This window comes from Erwinia plantamica (assembly GCF_043420595.1).
Taxonomy (GTDB): Bacteria; Pseudomonadota; Gammaproteobacteria; order Enterobacterales; family Enterobacteriaceae; genus Erwinia; species Erwinia aeris.
Genome location: NZ_JBGCUC010000003.1, coordinates 1 through 16,020, shown reverse-complemented (window position 1 = coordinate 16,020; position 16,020 = coordinate 1). Strand labels below are relative to the sequence as shown.

At 52.9% G+C, this 16,020-nt stretch carries 19 protein-coding genes; 10 read left to right on the top strand and 9 right to left on the bottom strand.

The window, feature by feature from the left end; translation table 11 throughout:
- Positions 1-200: 200 nt before the first annotated feature.
- Entirely contained in the window at positions 201-512 is a 312-nt protein-coding gene (fliE, locus tag AB3U87_RS03470; protein ID WP_253460474.1) for a flagellar hook-basal body complex protein FliE, read from the top strand.
- Between the two features lie 171 nt (positions 513-683).
- On the opposite strand, the gene AB3U87_RS03465 is transcribed toward fliE, so the two are convergent.
- Complete coding sequence (locus AB3U87_RS03465; RefSeq protein ID WP_301730382.1) at positions 684-872, bottom strand: hypothetical protein; 189 nt, start codon at positions 870-872, stop codon at positions 684-686.
- Between the two features lie 355 nt (positions 873-1,227).
- Here AB3U87_RS03465 and AB3U87_RS03460 point away from each other — a divergent pair, with 355 nt between their 5' ends.
- Together AB3U87_RS03460 and ymcF are read left to right on the top strand one after the other, a co-directional pair.
- A complete protein-coding gene (locus tag AB3U87_RS03460) occupies positions 1,228-1,425 on the top strand; it encodes a hypothetical protein (RefSeq protein WP_394148419.1) in 198 nt (65 codons plus the stop codon).
- A gap of 405 nt (positions 1,426-1,830) precedes the next feature.
- Positions 1,831-2,022 (top strand): cold shock small protein YmcF, encoded by a 192-nt coding sequence (ymcF, locus tag AB3U87_RS22595; protein WP_367317858.1) that lies wholly within the window; start codon positions 1,831-1,833, stop codon positions 2,020-2,022.
- Positions 2,023-2,276: 254 nt separating this feature from the next.
- On the opposite strand, the gene AB3U87_RS03455 is transcribed toward ymcF, so the two are convergent.
- Entirely contained in the window at positions 2,277-2,450 is a 174-nt protein-coding gene (locus AB3U87_RS03455; protein WP_253460480.1) for a hypothetical protein, read from the bottom strand.
- A 399-nt stretch (positions 2,451-2,849) separates the two neighbouring features.
- Positions 2,850-3,488, bottom strand: a complete 639-nt coding sequence (locus tag AB3U87_RS03450) for a LexA family transcriptional regulator (RefSeq protein ID WP_253460483.1) — start codon at positions 3,486-3,488, stop codon at positions 2,850-2,852.
- Positions 3,489-3,775: 287 nt separating this feature from the next.
- Between AB3U87_RS03450 and AB3U87_RS03445 the strand changes: the two genes are divergently transcribed.
- From AB3U87_RS03445 to AB3U87_RS03425, 5 genes are all read left to right on the top strand, one after another.
- Positions 3,776-4,141, top strand: a complete 366-nt coding sequence (locus tag AB3U87_RS03445) for an antiterminator Q family protein (protein WP_253460486.1) — start codon at positions 3,776-3,778, stop codon at positions 4,139-4,141.
- A 237-nt stretch (positions 4,142-4,378) separates the two neighbouring features.
- Entirely contained in the window at positions 4,379-4,846 is a 468-nt protein-coding gene (locus AB3U87_RS03440; RefSeq protein WP_125288002.1) for a glycoside hydrolase family protein, read from the top strand.
- On the top strand, positions 4,843-6,444 hold the full coding sequence (locus AB3U87_RS03435) for a DUF7940 domain-containing protein (protein WP_394148417.1): 1,602 nt from the start codon (positions 4,843-4,845) through the stop codon (positions 6,442-6,444). Before AB3U87_RS03440 ends, AB3U87_RS03435 begins: the two co-directional genes overlap by 4 nt.
- Complete coding sequence (locus AB3U87_RS03430; RefSeq protein WP_253460489.1) at positions 6,441-6,740, top strand: hypothetical protein; 300 nt, start codon at positions 6,441-6,443, stop codon at positions 6,738-6,740. Before AB3U87_RS03435 ends, AB3U87_RS03430 begins: the two co-directional genes overlap by 4 nt.
- A gap of 257 nt (positions 6,741-6,997) precedes the next feature.
- A complete protein-coding gene (locus AB3U87_RS03425) occupies positions 6,998-8,746 on the top strand; it encodes an amylovoran biosynthesis protein AmsF (protein WP_253460491.1) in 1,749 nt (582 codons plus the stop codon).
- A gap of 40 nt (positions 8,747-8,786) precedes the next feature.
- Here the strand turns inward: AB3U87_RS03425 and AB3U87_RS03420 are convergent, their stop codons facing one another.
- Positions 8,787-10,166: a GGDEF domain-containing protein gene (locus AB3U87_RS03420; protein WP_253460495.1), complete on the bottom strand. Its 1,380-nt coding sequence runs from the start codon at positions 10,164-10,166 to the stop codon at positions 8,787-8,789.
- A gap of 425 nt (positions 10,167-10,591) precedes the next feature.
- Positions 10,592-10,915: a DUF6388 family protein gene (locus AB3U87_RS03415; protein WP_253460498.1), complete on the bottom strand. Its 324-nt coding sequence runs from the start codon at positions 10,913-10,915 to the stop codon at positions 10,592-10,594.
- Between the two features lie 155 nt (positions 10,916-11,070).
- On the opposite strand from AB3U87_RS03415, the gene yedD reads away from it, so the two are divergent.
- Entirely contained in the window at positions 11,071-11,550 is a 480-nt protein-coding gene (gene yedD / locus AB3U87_RS03410; RefSeq protein WP_253460501.1) for a lipoprotein YedD, read from the top strand.
- Positions 11,551-11,591: 41 nt separating this feature from the next.
- Here yedD and amyA read toward each other — a convergent pair whose 3' ends face one another.
- From amyA to fliD, 4 genes are all read right to left on the bottom strand, one after another.
- Complete coding sequence (gene amyA / locus AB3U87_RS03405) at positions 11,592-13,073, bottom strand: alpha-amylase (protein ID WP_253460503.1); 1,482 nt, start codon at positions 13,071-13,073, stop codon at positions 11,592-11,594.
- 127 nt (positions 13,074-13,200) lie between these two features.
- Entirely contained in the window at positions 13,201-13,569 is a 369-nt protein-coding gene (gene fliT, locus AB3U87_RS03400) for a flagella biosynthesis regulatory protein FliT (protein WP_369895712.1), read from the bottom strand.
- Positions 13,569-13,976, bottom strand: coding sequence for a flagellar export chaperone FliS (gene fliS / locus AB3U87_RS03395; RefSeq protein ID WP_125287994.1), 408 nt, complete (start codon positions 13,974-13,976; stop codon positions 13,569-13,571). Before fliS ends, fliT begins: the two co-directional genes overlap by 1 nt.
- Before the next feature lie 16 nt (positions 13,977-13,992).
- Complete coding sequence (fliD, locus tag AB3U87_RS03390; RefSeq protein WP_394148415.1) at positions 13,993-15,438, bottom strand: flagellar filament capping protein FliD; 1,446 nt, start codon at positions 15,436-15,438, stop codon at positions 13,993-13,995.
- A 361-nt stretch (positions 15,439-15,799) separates the two neighbouring features.
- Here fliD and AB3U87_RS03385 point away from each other — a divergent pair.
- A partial coding sequence (locus AB3U87_RS03385; protein WP_477181473.1) for a flagellin N-terminal helical domain-containing protein occupies positions 15,800-16,020 on the top strand: 221 nt, incomplete at its 3' end.

The following is a 16,020-nucleotide window of genomic DNA, read 5'->3' as shown; positions in this document are numbered from 1 at the left end:
TCGTAACAAATCTGACTCCCTGATGTGCTGGCTAAACAAATTAATCCACCTCTTATGGGGTGCCATTATTTTCTGAAATGAAAAATTCGATGGCTGGATAAGCTATGACTTTTGCTCTTATTTACGGGCTTTGTCTTATTGACATTGTGGTAAGTTTTCACACAGCAAAAATCTTCTCCCTTTTCTAACCGAGGTAAGTCATGGCAATTCAGGGTATTGAGAGCGTAATGCAGCAGCTGCAGACCGCAGCGATTCAGGCAAGCGGTAAGCAGACCGATGCGGTCAGCCACGCAGATTTCGCAGACGCGATGAAAGTTGCGCTGAACAAAATCAGCGATACGCAAACTGAAGCACGTACGCAGGCGCAGGATTTTGAGTTGGGTAAACCCGGCGTGAACCTGAATGACGTTATGATCGATATGCAGAAGGCATCGCTTTCTATGCAGATGGGCATTCAGGTGCGCAACAAGCTGGTCAATGCCTACTCCGAAGTGATGAATATGCAGGTATAGTCCGCCAGCCTTCTGGTTTAAAACCGCTTATTACCGCCGTATTTCGCGCCAGGGCCATACGCAGGCCTGGGCGCCAACGTTTCTGGGGTAGGGCCATCGCGCCATTGCGCATCTGGCTGGCTTACGGATGCCAGCAGCAGCTTTGCCGGGCGAATGCCGTGGCCTGCCGGCTTAAGGGCTGAAGTAGTGAATAAAAGCAGGTAAAAGCTGCACCAGAAAAATGGCACTTACCACCCATAAAATAATGCTTTGTTTCGCTTCGCTGACGTCTGTCCGTGTGGCATAGCTGGCCTTGATGACCGCCACGTCTGTCCGGACGATGTACATATCTTCTTCCAGTTTTTTGATTCGGTTAAGCATCCTTTCTTCTCCGCTGATCTGGCCGTCATGAGGCTGGTTTAACGCCGGGAACGGCAAGCTGACTGTTTTCTTTACTTGCCTTCGCATAAGTTACGCTCCCTTGCCATACTGCTTTTGGCATCCGTTGTAACGGTCTGTCCTGACTTTTCTCTGACTTCGTTTTGTATCCTAAGCCTGTTGCCGAAAGGCTGTCACCGACAACTTCTTTCAGATCTGACGTTTATTCCAAAAAATAAAATCTCTTACAGCCGACTTGCAGAAGAATGCATAACCCTTCGCAAAACGGGAGCAAAAAATCGTTATAGCGGCGTCAGATAGCGCTTACCAGAAGGGCAGAACAGGACATTTATGCAGCATGTTGGCAAAGCGTTTAGCGGCGCCGGGCAAAAATAGGGACTTCATCAAATCATTAAGGCAGGCTTTTAATGGAAACGTTGATTGGCTCAGCTCTGATTTTTTTTACCCTGCTTCTGGTTACGTACGGCAGCCGGAAACGGGTCGCAAAAAACACCACGGTAAAATCCCCCGCAAAGAATTGATAAACAAGATTTGACTGTTTCTGAGTGTGAAAGGCGTAAGGCTTGACAAGGGGGTGGTACGACTACGCTATCCGGATTATGTCTACCGGGGTAAATGCCTCTTGAGTTTAGTCTTAATGTCGGCAAAAGGCCTTAAAGGCCGTGAATATATCAAGGATCCGCAGGATCCGGGCTGCTATGACGGCAGCCCGCTTCAGAGCCGCTGTCGAGCGACTGACACCGTTACGGCACGCTACCAGGGTGACAGGACGTTCATGGATAAAAATGCTGTAACGGCGCTGTGATGGCGTTTTAGCAGGCATATCCATATCAGGAGAGGCTTTAAGAACTTAACCAACGTCAACGAAGCAGTCTGACGGAATAAATAATCGCATTTATCGATGTGGAACGGGTGTTAGATTCGACAGAGACGGCAGGGAGTGTTAGGCTGGAGCTTCAATTTCGTAAAACTAAGGCTACTTATTCCTCCTATCAAATTCAGATGTCCGACATGCCACGGATGTCAGTACCGCTTCTCGCTCCACAGTATCACGCCTAAAAATCCTCACGGCGCTAACTGCATCTTCTGCAAAGCCACCATGACGGTTAGCTACAAAGCTTTCGCCAGCTAGTCTATCGCCCCAAAAAAGTTTTTTTCCGGCCTGTCACGCTGCTAACGCCGATCGGGCCTGATTTTCCGTCGGCCTGCGCGCATTTTACTGCGCAGACCTGCACTGTTGCGCCCTGCGACAGTACGGGGGAACGGTGGGAAGGGGAGAACGACCTTTAAAACCGTACCAGCCGCTATGAAAAAAACTTGCCTGCCCGGTAAAAGAAATAATACTGTATATAAAACCAGTATAAATTACAGGAGCAGGCCATTGTGTCACTTGTGTACCGCCTTCAGCACCCTCAAACTGCAGCCCGCCAACGTTCGCGTTATCCGCCGGGCAAGCTGTTCTTCCTGCGCCAACACCTTCTGCATCTCGGCACGTCTGGCCTTATAACGGCTCTTGCTGGTGCCGGCAGGACGGGACTTTTTCCAGATGATAATGGTCATAAACAACCCTCCGGTTACGGGCAAATTAGTCGATTTCCCAGCGACTTAAACAAGGCGATGAGGAATGTTAAGTGGGGGGAATTTGTCCACCTTAAAAAACAATAGCCATAGTTATTATTAATATCAATAGGTATTGCAAGTATAACTTTTGTTATTGGCTTAAGTTGTTGTTTTTGTTTGCTTAATTATTTTCTTAACGCTTTTTTTACGTATTATTCTGGCGATGTTATTAAAAGCTTTACTAATCTATTCAGTTGAATCAATGCGCCAAAGCCTCTGCGCAGATTAACTGTTACAGAGGATGGGTTTTCGCGAGGATAAGCTGATGATATCTGTGCTGCACAGAGTGTCTGGGGGGCGTTACAAAGAAACCATTCTGCCAGGGCAGGATGTCAGTAACTATCGCCTTAAATCACGGATTAGAAAGATCGCTACGCCAATCAGTTCTGACTCATCGGAGAGTTCTACGGCGGGCAATCGGGGATCGTCCACGGTTAAAAAACCATTGGAGGGGCCTTCCAGATAGCGATAAACCGAGATGCGTGAACTCACCCTGGCCATGACCAAATCTCCAGATTCGGGTGGTACGTCGGTATCGACAATAACGATGCTGCCGGTAGTGGCTTCCGCGCAGCCACTGTTCCTGTCAAGAATGTAGGCGCGCCAGGTCTTCTTCGCCTTTACTCCATTGGGCGAAGAGACTATTTCCCCTGTTTTCCCTTCCGGTCCCCAGACCGGAATCGTCGATCCACTTTTTACTTTATCAATAGCGCTCAGCCCAGCGTTGCCGCGCATCTCTCCTTCGCCGCTGGCCAGCCATTGCACATTAACATCCAGCGCTCTGGCAATATCGACCAGTTTGCGCGACCCTTCGGCCTCTCCCTTGGTCAGACGCCAGATCGTAGGTTGTGATACGCCCGATGCTTTAGCTAAAGCACCCTGGGTGATCCCCATCATGGTCATAGCCATGTTCAGTCGGTAGGCGAGTGTATTCGGTTTCATATACCAGAATTTATAGCGACGCGTATTTTTCGTCAAACACGCTTTGCTATTGGCAGGTTTAATAACCTATGCTATTAATTAAGGTGTGTTGATACTTAAGCGGATAAAAGTTCTTCCTTCAGGCTATCAGTTTCAGCACGCCCGCTCTTTGACAATCAGGCCGTCCAGCCTAACCGCTGGCAACCCATTTGACCCAGGGAAAACAAGCGAAGCGGCAGCGCCGCACGCAAAAAAACAGTACCGTTTTGAAATTAGCAGGTGTTAAGAGAAAGTGTGGGAAACTTCATTTTTTCTTCTGCTTTACTCACTCTGAGGGGGTCAAGATGCGAGACATGAAACGCTTGCTGGAAAAATGGGGAGGCTGGGCGGCGACGGAACAGAGCGGCGTCAGCTATTCACACATCGCCGCCGGATTCCGCGGATTGATTACCGCCGCGCCTTCCGATCGTCCTACCTGTAGTGATAACGACGGCATGATCCTTGATAGCTGCATCAGCAGACTGAAAATTAATCATCCTGACGAACATGCGCTGCTGGTGGCGCACTATCACTATCGGATCTCACTGCGCTCTATTGCGCGCCGTCGTCGCTGTGCGGACGGCACCATTCGTAAACAGCTGCAAACCGCCGAGGGCTTTGTTGAAGGCGTGCTGAGCGCGCTGGAGGTAGAGCTGGAGTGCGAAAAATAATTTTCGCCTCGTTACGGGCCTAAATATTTTATTTCCTTTAAAAAATTCCTTTAACTTTAAATATCTTTTCCTATAGCTTGAAAATTTTTTTAAGAAAAATTGGTTGCGTACGCAATTTCGGTTCTAGTGTGTTAGAAAGGCAATTTAAACCGCCTGCATAAATATAAAATTCATTTTCACCGGGGAAAGGTCCTTATCCATTCCGCTACGGCGGCTTATTCGATGAAGGGGTGAAAAATGAGTAAGATAATTCAAATTTTGGCCTATGAAGAAGGCTATAAAGAGAAGCCATATATCGATACTGAAGGCTACCCAACGGTGGGTTGCGGTATTCTCATTGGCCCCAAAGAGGCGCCGCTGAAATATTATTCATTCACCGTTCCGCGTGAGGTCGGCGATGTATGGATGCAAAAAATAATTAACGACAAAATAAAGGAAATGAATAACAGACCGGTATTAGTAGCCGCGCTCAAAGAGTGCAACGAAGCTCGCGCTGATGTGCTTTACAGTATGGCTTATCAGCTTGGCATCGACGGGCTGGCCGCGTTTAAAAATACGCTGGTCATGATTTCCAATAAAAACTTTTCAGGCGCGGCGGAAGGAATGCTGAGCAGCCTCTGGGCAAAACAGACGCCTGCCCGAGCGAAGCGTCATGCAGAGGCTATGCGCAGCGGAACTTATGATGCGTGGCAGGGGGCGTTATGAAATTTATCCTCTTTATTCTTATTGTGATGGCGATCGGGTTTATCGTCTGGTGGAGCAGTAAACACGGCAACATCCAGCTGGTAGCCCACGCTAAGCTCCTGTTCAAAACCTGGTCTGTCTGGCTGGCCTCCGCCGGCTCGGCCATCGGCGCCTGGGTGCAGTCCTTCCCGGATTCCGCTTCCAGCGCGTGGAACGGCCTGCCTGAGGATGTAAAAACGGTTATTCCGCAGCATTTTCTGGGCTTCCTGGCCTCTTTTATGGTCGCGATGGCGGTAATCGCCCAGTTTATCAGACAGAAAAAATTAGCGGCGGAAAAAGGGCAGCTGGCCGCCGGGCCAACGGCGGAAATAAGGCCAATTCGGGTGCCGGTCGCTAACCCGCTAACCGCGGTTACGGCGCCGGCTATGGCTTCCGGCTCGGTGATGCCAGAGATATTAGCAATGCCAATGGCAGCAGCATCGGGGATGGGATCCTCCTCGGCCATGATGTCGGTCGTGACGTCAGAGCAAACCCCCGTGCCCGGCAGGCCGGTTACGCCGGAAACGACGATGCCGCCTGACGCAACGACGCCGTCTGACGCAGCACCTGCGGCATCTGATTCAACGCCTGCGGCACCGGTATCAACGCCCGTGGCACCTGAGGTGTCAGTCGTGACATCAGAGCAAACTCCGGTGCCCGGCAGGCCGGTTACGCCGGAAACGACGCAGCCTGACGCAATGACGCCGTCTGACGCAGCACCTGCGGAATCTGATTCAACGCCTGCGGCACCGGTATCAACGCCCGTGGCGCCTGAGGTTTCAGTCGTGACATCAGAGCAAACCCCGGTGCCCGGCAGGCCGGTTACGCCGGAAACGACGCCGCCTGACGCAACGACGCAGCCTGACGCAACGACGCCGCCTGACGCAGCGCCTGCGGACTCTGATTCAGCGCCCGCCGCGCCGATATCAACGCCCGTGGCACCTGAGGTTTCAGTCGTGACATCGGAGCAAACTCCGGTGCCCGGCAGACCGGTTACGCCGGAAACGACAACGACGCCTGACGCAGCACCTGCGGAATCTGACACAACGACGCCGCCTGACGCAGCGCCTGCGGAATCTGACTCAACGCCCGCAGCGCCGGTATCAACGCCCGTGGCGCCTGAGGTGTCGGTCGTGACGTCAGAGCAAACCGCGGTACCCGGCAGGCCGACCATGTCAGAAACGACAACGCCGCCCGATCCGACACCTGCGGAATCTGACTCAACGCCTGCGGCACCAGTATCAACGCCCGTGGCGCCTGAGGTGTCAGTCGTGACGTCGGAGCAAACCGCGGTACCCGGCAGGCCGGTCACGCCGGAAACGACGGCACCTGACGCAACGACGCCATCTGACCCGGCACCTGCGGACTCTGACGCAACGACGCCATCTGACCCGGCACCTGCGGACTCTGACGCAACGCCCGTAGCGCCGGTATCAACGCCCGTAGCGCCTGAAGTTTCGGTAGTAACGTCGGATCAAACTGCCGTAGCCGGCAGGCCAGGCGGTTCGCATACGGCGGCAGCACCTGCTTCAGCCCCTGTGGCACCGGAAACGCAGCCTAAACCGGGAGAGAAATCATGACAAGTTTCCTCGCCTTATTTAACGGGAGCTGGCATGTCCTTGCCGGGATCGGCGTAGTAATCGCGGCAGTCGTGGCCAGCTGGTTCGGCGGTAAAAAAACCGGCAAGGTGCAGGAGAAAGCGAAAGCGGACGTTCAGGCCGCAAAGGTTGAAAGCGCGCAAATTTCCGCCGTTGCTGAAAAGCAGGCAAAAAATAGCGAGGAAGCCAAAAATGTTCAGGCCGCTAATAATGCTCTTAATGACGACGACGCTCGTCGCAAGCTGCGCGAGTCGCAATACAACGACAAACAGCCCTAGGCTAATTGTGGATTCATCCTGTACGTTTTTCTCACCTATTAAAACATACGGGGAAGACTGGAAACTCATGGACATCAGGACAGTGAAGGAAATAAATGTGCACAATGATATGTGGAATAAACTCTGCACAAATAAAACGGACACTAATCGTCCTCCAGGGGAAGGAGCAGGCGGGAAATAATAAAGGCTAAATCTGTTTAACTATTCTTTTATTCACTACAGGCAATTTGCACCTGCTTATTGTCGCGGAGGTTATTATGATTGAAGTTAACTCTTTTGCTGAACTGAAAACAACTGCGCCATCCAAAACCGGCGAGCTGGCTATCCTGCGTCGTTATTATAATAACGACAACTACTATCGCGGCGGCGGTAATTTCGTGGGCTACGTTACCACCTCTTTGCCGGCAGATAATGGCGGTACCATTGCGGTCGGAAACGGCTTCTACTGGCGCCGCGTGGTGGACGATCCGGATGAGGTAAACCTGTTCCATTTCGGCGCACGCGGTGATGGCGCTAACGACGATACTACGCCGGTTAAAAACATGCTGAACTGGGCACAGACGTATAACACCAGTATGCGTGATATCGCCGTGCGCTTCCCGGCGGGTAAATTTCTGGTTAAGCCCATTGATATTTCAGCAAGTGAGACGGCGTTCTTCTATCTCTACGGGGATCATAACCCGCACGGCGCCATCCCCCGTACCACCATTATTTCCGATAAGTCATCATCGCCGGTATTCAAGGTTAAATCGCGGCGTGTCACCATTGAAGGTATCTGCTGGGATGGTCAGACGGCGGCTGATGTTAAAACCAATACGGGGGCGATTACGGCGGCGATGTGTTCCAACACGCAGCCGTTCTTTGAAAATACCATCGTGGCGGGCGAATCCGTACTGATTGACGGTTTCCGCGCGCAGTACTGCGGCGGTACGGTTATCAAGCTGCTGGATACCCTGGATACCAAGTTTAACCAGGTTTATACCACCACCACCTACGGCCGGATTTTTGACGTCAACTATTCCGGCACGGCGGCGGGTTCGTGGGATCACTCAACGGCAATTGAGCTGACGAATGCGAACTTCCAGTACGGCTATGGCGAAGCGACGCTGTGGATGCCGCGCGTGACCCAGGGGTTGATCAACAACGTCTGGATCGAACATACCCGCTTCCCCGGCAACTTAAGTGACGGGCAGTGGATTGTCGATGCGCTGAGCGTGGAGGATTGCGCCAACAAGCTGAATATGACCAACAGCCGCGTGCAGATGCGTCAGCTTAACCTGCAAAGCGGCAGCGCGCTGGACCTGACCTTTGATGATAAAAGCCGCTGGCTGTCCGCCTTTGAGTACGGCTGGCGCCGCGATGAAAACTACGGTATCTCGCTCAACGGTTCGATTCGTCCCGGCTGGTACTCCGGCTATCGGGTGACGAACAATACCAGCACCGATAAGTGGTTCAATCTGGGATTAATTAACTTCCCGAAAGATAACCTGCAATGGGTTTTTGAGATTATCGGCAAGCTAAGTACGGAAGCGTTGGATAAAACGCTGGGCAATCCGATCACCTCAACCAACTCCTGTATGACCTGGCTGAATATTTCGCGCTGCTGGAACGGTATTTATGGCGATATGCAGCACAAAGGCTTGCCGTCCGTGCTGGAGGCCAAAATCAACCGTGTTGGGATGACCGTTGCGGAAGTCTTTATCAAGGTGAAAGCCAACAGCGGCGATACCTCGTTCAGCCTGCGGGCGACGGGCCCAAGCCGCTTTGATTCCGGCGAGTGCTGTTACTACCGACCCAGTCTGGCAGAAGCCGATGCCAGCGTCGTAGGGACAACGGTGGTTAACGCCAGGATGAGCCTGCACAACGGACTGGCAGGGATTGGCGCCAATGAAAAAGGCGTGCTGACGATAGCTACCGCTACCGCTACAGCACCTTCGACCACGACAGTAGCAGGCTATGTCACGGTCAATATTAACGGTACAGACCGTAAAATTGCTTACTATTAGCCGTTAAGGCTTTGGCCGCCAGTGATGGCGGCCTTTTTTTTTACAGCACAACTTCCGGACAGACCCGATTGCGGCCGCTGCTTTTGGCCAGATAGAGCTGTTTATCCGCGCTCTTAATCGCTTCATCCAGCGTTTTAGCATCAACCCGCTCCAGCGAGCTGATACCGATGCTGATCGTCACGCTTAAATCGTCGTCGTTAAGAATAATCGTATGCTGCTCAATGCTCTGCCGCAGCCGGTTGGCGAGCAGAAAAGCGCGAGGCAGCGAAATATCCTCAATTAAAATTAAAAACTCCTCACCCCCCATCCGACTGATAATCGCCGTTTGCTGTAGCGTCTGACGAATACGCTCGACGGTTTGCGCCAGCACATAATCTCCCGCCGCATGTCCAAAAGTGTCGTTGATATTTTTAAAGCGATCGATATCCACCACAAAAGCCGCGCCGTTAAAGTTATGATCCCTGCGCGCCATCAAAGCGTCGAGCCTGGCGGCCAGACCGCTGCGGGTCAGCGCGCCGGTAAGCAGATCGTAATCGGCCCGTCGGGTAATGCGCGCCACCAGCTTTTTATTGGCGGTAGCGCTAAGGGCGACGATCAGCGGACTGACCGTCATCGCCGCTACGCCCAGCCGCGCCGAAGCAAGACTATCGATCAGAAAGAAATCGTCTCTGCCCTGAATCGTTAATACGTTGCTGGCGACCAGGATAATTTCAGTGATGCCCGTGATAAGCGTCAGCAGACAGGTGATAAAAAGCGGATAGCTGACCGCGCACCACATCAGCGCCGGGAGGGGAAAAATCAGGCTGCCGCCGCCGCCCACGCTAATGCCGGCGGCGATGGATACGCCCAGCGAAATCAGCGGCAGCGGCGAAACCTGACGGCACTCCCTCAGCAGCTCGTTGATTTCATCGCTGCGGGGCAAGGTAATCATGACCGGCAACAGCAGAATAGAAGTGGATACCTGCTCGCAAAACCAGGAAATCCAGCCCTGCACCAAATCGTCATGAAAATAGTGCTGGCTGGCGACCGAGCCGATAACCGCGCATACCGCTGCGCCCACGACAGAAGCCGGAAAAACGCGGTTCAGCGCCTGCAGGCGGCGTGACGTAGTGCTGCCGGTTAGCAGGACGCCAAGGCCGGTGACGATAAAAGAGAGGTTGGCCGCGTCCATGCCCATTGAGGCAGCGACATGCGTGCCAAAAGCGATATCCGCAGTCACCAGCCCAACGTAAATAGCCGGAAAAGTCAGGGCCGAGCTAAGCTGGGGAAAACGGACCAGCAGACCCAGCAGCATCGCGTTGCAGGGCCAGAAAAGAGAAAGCGCGGCGTTAGTGCGGCAGTAAAGCCCCAGCATTGCCATACAAAGAGTGATAAAAAATAGCAGAATAACCAGGTTGATTTTATATTTACTTAATGGCATTTCGGTGGCTCAAATTTTATTTAAGGCAATGCCGCAAACGTGGCCTGCGCTTATACTTCCAGCTATCACAGTTGGTTTTCTGACTTTAGTATTCTTAATAATTTCTTATGATTCAAACAGGTAAAGCAGATAATGCCCCTGGTCGCGACAAGGCAATAAAGTCAGGCTTATTTATCCAGGCGGAAAAGCGCGTAAAGAATATCCTTATAATTTGCTGTTTTCAATCTCCTGAAAAATTAATCATCCTGTCGCGATCTATCACGAGATACAGGCGTTAAGGCTATATATACCGTAAAAAAGTGCGCTTTACGCATTATTATTCACTGCGCTTTTCTGTTTGAGAGCATTCTCACCGGGGTCGGTCCTGAAGTTGCGTTTATCCGGCGCAACAGAGGGATTACGCCGGAAAAAAGCAGGATAAACGGCTACAGCTCGTTTTTGATGCAGAATTCTTCCCAGCTCATGCCGAGCGCTTCGGCGTGCTGGCGCAGGTAGGCTTCGATAGCCTGAGCCGCTACGGCTTTATCCGGCTCGGCCAGCTGGATGGCGAACAACATGCCATCCAGCTTTTTTTCACGCGTAAACGCAGCATAGGCGCGATCGGTTTGCATACGCTGTAAGGCCGGTAACGACATGCCGAGCGTCTCTGCGTCCTGCTGGCTCAGCGCGGCGATACCGGCTTTGATTTCCGGGTGCGCTTCCAGAAAAAGCGCGGTGGCGGCGGCGTAATACTCTTCAATGGTTTTCATAGCGGGGTCCGGCAAAAAAATGATGCGCCAGTTTACACGTCCGGCGTCTTTTCAGCATCTGCTGTTGAAAAGCGCGTAGGGCAGGGCGAGACAGCTTGAATTGTACGGGTAAAAAATTATAACGTAGCGCCTGGCTGAAGAATCAGGAACTGAACATGAAAAAGTGGATTTTAGCGGCCGCTGCCGTCGCGATGACTGGCTGTGCGCAAATACCTAATTACCAGAGCGCGATTAAAACGCCGCCGCCTGCAAACCTGGTTGGTAACTGGCAGACGATGGGGCCGCAGAAGGGGCTGGTCAGCAAAGAGGCAAAAGCCAGCCTGATCGTTACCGCCGAAGGCGATACGCTGGACTGTCGCCAGTGGCAGCGCGTTATCGCCAAGCCGGGCAAGATCACCCTGTTCTCCGGCGACTGGGTGAATGTAAATAATGAAGTGCGCGTCATGCCGCTGGTGCTGGAAGGACAGGCGCTGCACTACGACAAGCTGGTGATGCAGAAGGTGCAGCAGCCAACCGCCGAGTGTCAGGAAGCGTTAAAACAGGCTACAGAGCAGGCGCAGGCGCAAAAAGTCGCCAAAGCACATAGCAACGGCCGGTCGCATCATAAAGTGATGATGAAAAACGGGAAATCCTGATCCTGTACAAGCCGCGCGCGGCCTGCCGCGCGCGCATTTTTTTAAATATCCAGCACCCAAACGCTGACGCTGCCCGCATTGCAGAAGAAGGTCGCGTTGCCTTCTTCGTCCGAGGTCACCTGTTCTTCACGATGGCCCAGGTAGTCGTGCCATGTTTTACCGGCAAAATCCATGCCCAGCGGCAGCGTTTTCTCGCCCTGTTCGCCGTTTGACATAATCACCACGCAGCCCGCGTGTTCATCCGTGCCACTGCGCGCGAAAGCCACACAGTTCGGATGATCGAACCATTCGGTCTGGATGCCGTGCGCATGTTCCTGGCGCGCGCGCAGCAATGCAGGCAGCTCCGGGATTGCCGGCATATCAATCTGATACTCTTCGCCATCGCCGCCCGTGTCTTTGTAGCTGGTACCAAACAGGTCGGGATAGAAGACGCAGGGTACGCCCTGTTCGCGCAGCAGGATCAGCGCATAGGCCAGCGGTTTAAACCAGGGCTCTACCGGCGCCTCCAGCGACTGGAGCGGCTGGGTATCATGGTTAGCGACAATAGTTACAGCATGCCAGTGATCGTGTTCGACCAGCGTCCCGCTGAAAATCTGGCTGAGGTCGAAGTTGGCGCCCTCGCGGGAGGCGTTGTGGAATCTCATCTGGAGCGGCGCGTCGAACAGCATGGTTTTGCCTTCGACCTGATGAATATAGTTTTGCAGCTTCTCGACCTCGTGCGACCAGTATTCCGCCACGATAAACATCGGCTGCTCTGCCACTTCCTGAATATGATCGATCCACTGCTTATAGAACCAGGCGGGAATGTGCTTGACGGCATCCAGACGAAAGCCGGTGCAGGGCAGCTGCTGCATCATCCAGCGCGCCCAGAACTTCAGTTCTTCGGTAACCGCGCGATTGCGGAAATCGATATTGGCGCCCATAAGATAATCAAAATTGCCCAGCTCGTCGTCAACCTGTTCGTTCCAGCCGTCGCCGGTATAGGCATTGATGATCTTAAAGACGCCGTACTCCTCCGGGTTATCAATGCAGTCCACGCCGTTAAAGCATTTATAATCCCAGGTAAATTTTGAGTACTGGCCGCCACGGCCCGGAAACGTAAAACGGGTCCAGGCTTCCGCCTCAATCACCTCGTCATCGATCTCTTCCCGGTTTTCAGGGTTAACGCGATTGACCTGCACCTTCTCTTTTTCGTCCGCGCCCATTTTATGGTTGAAGACCACGTCCATAATGACGCCGACCTCATGCTCTCTCAGCGCGTTTGCCGCCGCGATCAGCTGCTCTTTATCGCCATATTTGGTGGCGCGGCTGCCTTTCTGTTCAAATTCCCCAAGGTCAAAAAGATCGTAAGTGGCGTAGCCTACGCCTGTTGCGCCTTCAGAGCTTTTATAGGCTGGTGGCAGCCAGACATCGGTGATCCCCGCCTGCGCCAGCCATTCGGCGCGTTCAGCCACTTCTGGCCACAGCCTGCTTCCTTCGGGGTAATACCAGTGAAAGAACTGTAATAATGTGGGGTTACGCATGCCATTGCTCCAATAGTCATCAGCGGGAAACTGAAGTATGGAAGAGGCGGCGGGAAAAGCGCGGTAAGCGCAGAAATATTTTCCGCTGCGCTTACTGGCTTCATTCGGGACGATTGCCCGAGTGGAATTAAACGCCCTGGGCGTTTTGCGGGAACAGGATCACGCCCGCCATGCCGCCATAGGCTTTATTGACGGTTTTCTGACGGCTGGTCTGGCTAATCAGCTGCGCCAGCTCTGCCTTGCGCGCCTGCAGCAGGTTTTTCACTTCCGCTTCGTTGGCAAGGATATGGCGCAGTACAGGACGTAACTGGTCCTGAGTCTGAGCCGGGACGGGTGTTTGCTGCGTACACTCCGCCAGTTTTCCCACCGCACTGACATAATCGACTTCCATTTCGATCAATTTATCCCACTCGCCTTCTGTTGCCAGACGCAACATTGACTGGCTAAGCACTAAAAGCTGTTGGTAAATCGAGAGCAGATGCGGTGCAATATTCATTAAACGGCGTCCTGAAGAACAGTATTAACAGTAACTTCTTTCCAGGCATCGGCAATGTTGCGCAGCAGATCTTCTACTTCCTGAACGGCAGCGACATCATTCTGCAAATTACCCTGGAGAAGGCGTCTTATCATGTAGTCATAGAGCGCGAGCAGATTGGCAGCCAGCTCGTCGCCGCTTTCATCCACCAGGCCCACTTTTAACCCATTTTCAATAATGTTGATGGCTTTGGAGATGGCGTTGCCTTTGCCTTCAATCTGGCCATCCAGCATAAACAACCGTGCGCGAACCAGGGCGCTAAGCGCCCCGTCGAACAACAGCGTGGTCAGCTGCTGCTGGCTGGCGCCCAGCACGCTGCTTTCCAAACCTACTTTGCGGTAGAGCTGTGCTCCTGAATCTTTATACATATCGTCCCCGGCTTAATTAGCTGGATGAAGTTGAAGTGAACTGCGACGTCAGGTAGGTCGACGTGTTGGTCAGGGAGTTTACGAGCGTACTCAGGTTCGTAAACTGCGTCTTGTACCGGGCCATCGTCGCGTCAATCGAATCGCTCATTTGATCATAGCGATCGCTCAGCGTCTTCAGCGTGGTATTGATACCATCCTCTGCGTTCTTGATGATGCCTTCTTTACCGACCGTGGTGCTCAGCATCGCGGTTAAGGTGCTGTTCATCTTGGTCGCGAAACCGGTGGTGGTACCATCGCCGATAAAGAACTGGCTGACAGCCTGCGGGTTATTGGTCAGCGCGGCGGTCAGCTTGGTGTCGTCTACGGTCAGCGCGCCGGTAGAACCGTCGCTCTGCACGGCCGGATCGATAGTGATGCCCAGCTGCGCCAGAATCGAGTAGGAACCGCCCTGCACGGTGGTCAGGATCGAGTTCATGCTGTTTTCTACCGCACGAACCGTACTGTCGCCCAGCAGCGCGCCGTTGCTGCTTGACTGCGTTTCGCCAGCTGAAACGGCGGTATACTTGGTAACCGAAGCAATAGTCGACTTCAGCGAGTTATAGGCCGTCACAAAAGCATTGATGGTTTTTTTGCTGTCATCAATAGAGCGTGAAACCGTCAGCTTCTCGCCGGAGGCGTCGGTGCTGGCAGCGTTCAGGTTCAGCGTAACGCCGGTTAACGCATCGGTAATATTGTTGCTGCTGCGCTCAATCGCCACGCCGTTAATACTGAGTTTGGCGTTCTGAGAGGCGGTCTGCACCGACATATTTTGCGTGCCGGTCGCGCTGGCGCTATAGCCAATCGCGCTTTGCAGCGTATCGTCGCCGGTCACGCTGACGGTCATATCACTGTCGGTGCCGGTGGTCTTCGAGCTGAGCATCAGACGGTAATCGCCGCTGCTGGCTTTAATAATGCTGGCGCTGACGTTGCCGGCGCTTTTGTTAATGGCGTCGGCAATGCCGGACAGCGACGTCTGGCTGTCGGTCAGCGTAATCGTCAGCGGCGTAGTGCTGCCGCCCTGGGCGATGGTCAGCGTACGGCTGTTGCCGCTGGTGGTGCCGCCCAGCGCCGTGCTGTTGCTGCTAAACGAGCCGGACATCAGCGTCTGCGCTTTCGCTATTTGATCAACGTCAACGCTGTAATCGCCGGTTGAGGCCGTTGCGTCGGTAGTAGCGGTAAAGGAAGTATTGGTGCTGGTTACGGCCGTCGCGCTGAAAGCAGACGTCTTGGTCAGCGCCGCCGCCGCCGTTTGCAGCGCGGCCATAGAACTCTGCAGCTTGCTATAAGAGCTGAGCTGGGAATTATAGGTCGTCTGTTGTTTAGTAATCGCGGTCAGTTTTGTCTTCTCAGCGGTTTCTAAACTGGTGTAAAGGGTATCCAGATCAAGGCTGGTACCGACTCCGAGCGAGCTTACACTTGCCATGAGAGATCCTTAAGAATGAGATAGGTGCAAAACACATATCGGCCGCAGAGATAAAAAGTTTACGCCGCAGAAAAAAATTTAATGGGCAGAATAAGAGGGGTATCCGCAGGTAATTAGCCAGATCGTTTCTTCAGGCCGGGGTTACTATAATGAGAGTTGCAGAGTACGCATCGGCCGTGAAACGGCGGTCGGGAAGGGTAGAATAGTCACGATTTTTAATGTTGATTCAACGGGCTAATGGGTTTTTCACTTTTTTTCTAAAGTTCAGATTAACCCAACCGATAACTTCAGTAACGGTGGCAGACGCCGTGAGCGTTAAAAGCTCAGCCTAACAAACTAACTGATTTTGAAGGAAACTATTATGTCCGTTATTAACACTAACATCATGTCGCTGACTACTCAGAACAACCTGAACAAATCACAGGCTTCTCTGAGCACCGCTATCGAGCGTCTTTCTTCCGGTCTGCGTATCAACAGCGCAAAAGACGACGCCGCGGGTGAAGCTATTGCTAACCGCATGAACTCTCAGATCAAAGGTCTGACTCAGGCGGCACGTAACGCCAACGACGGTATCTCTCTGAC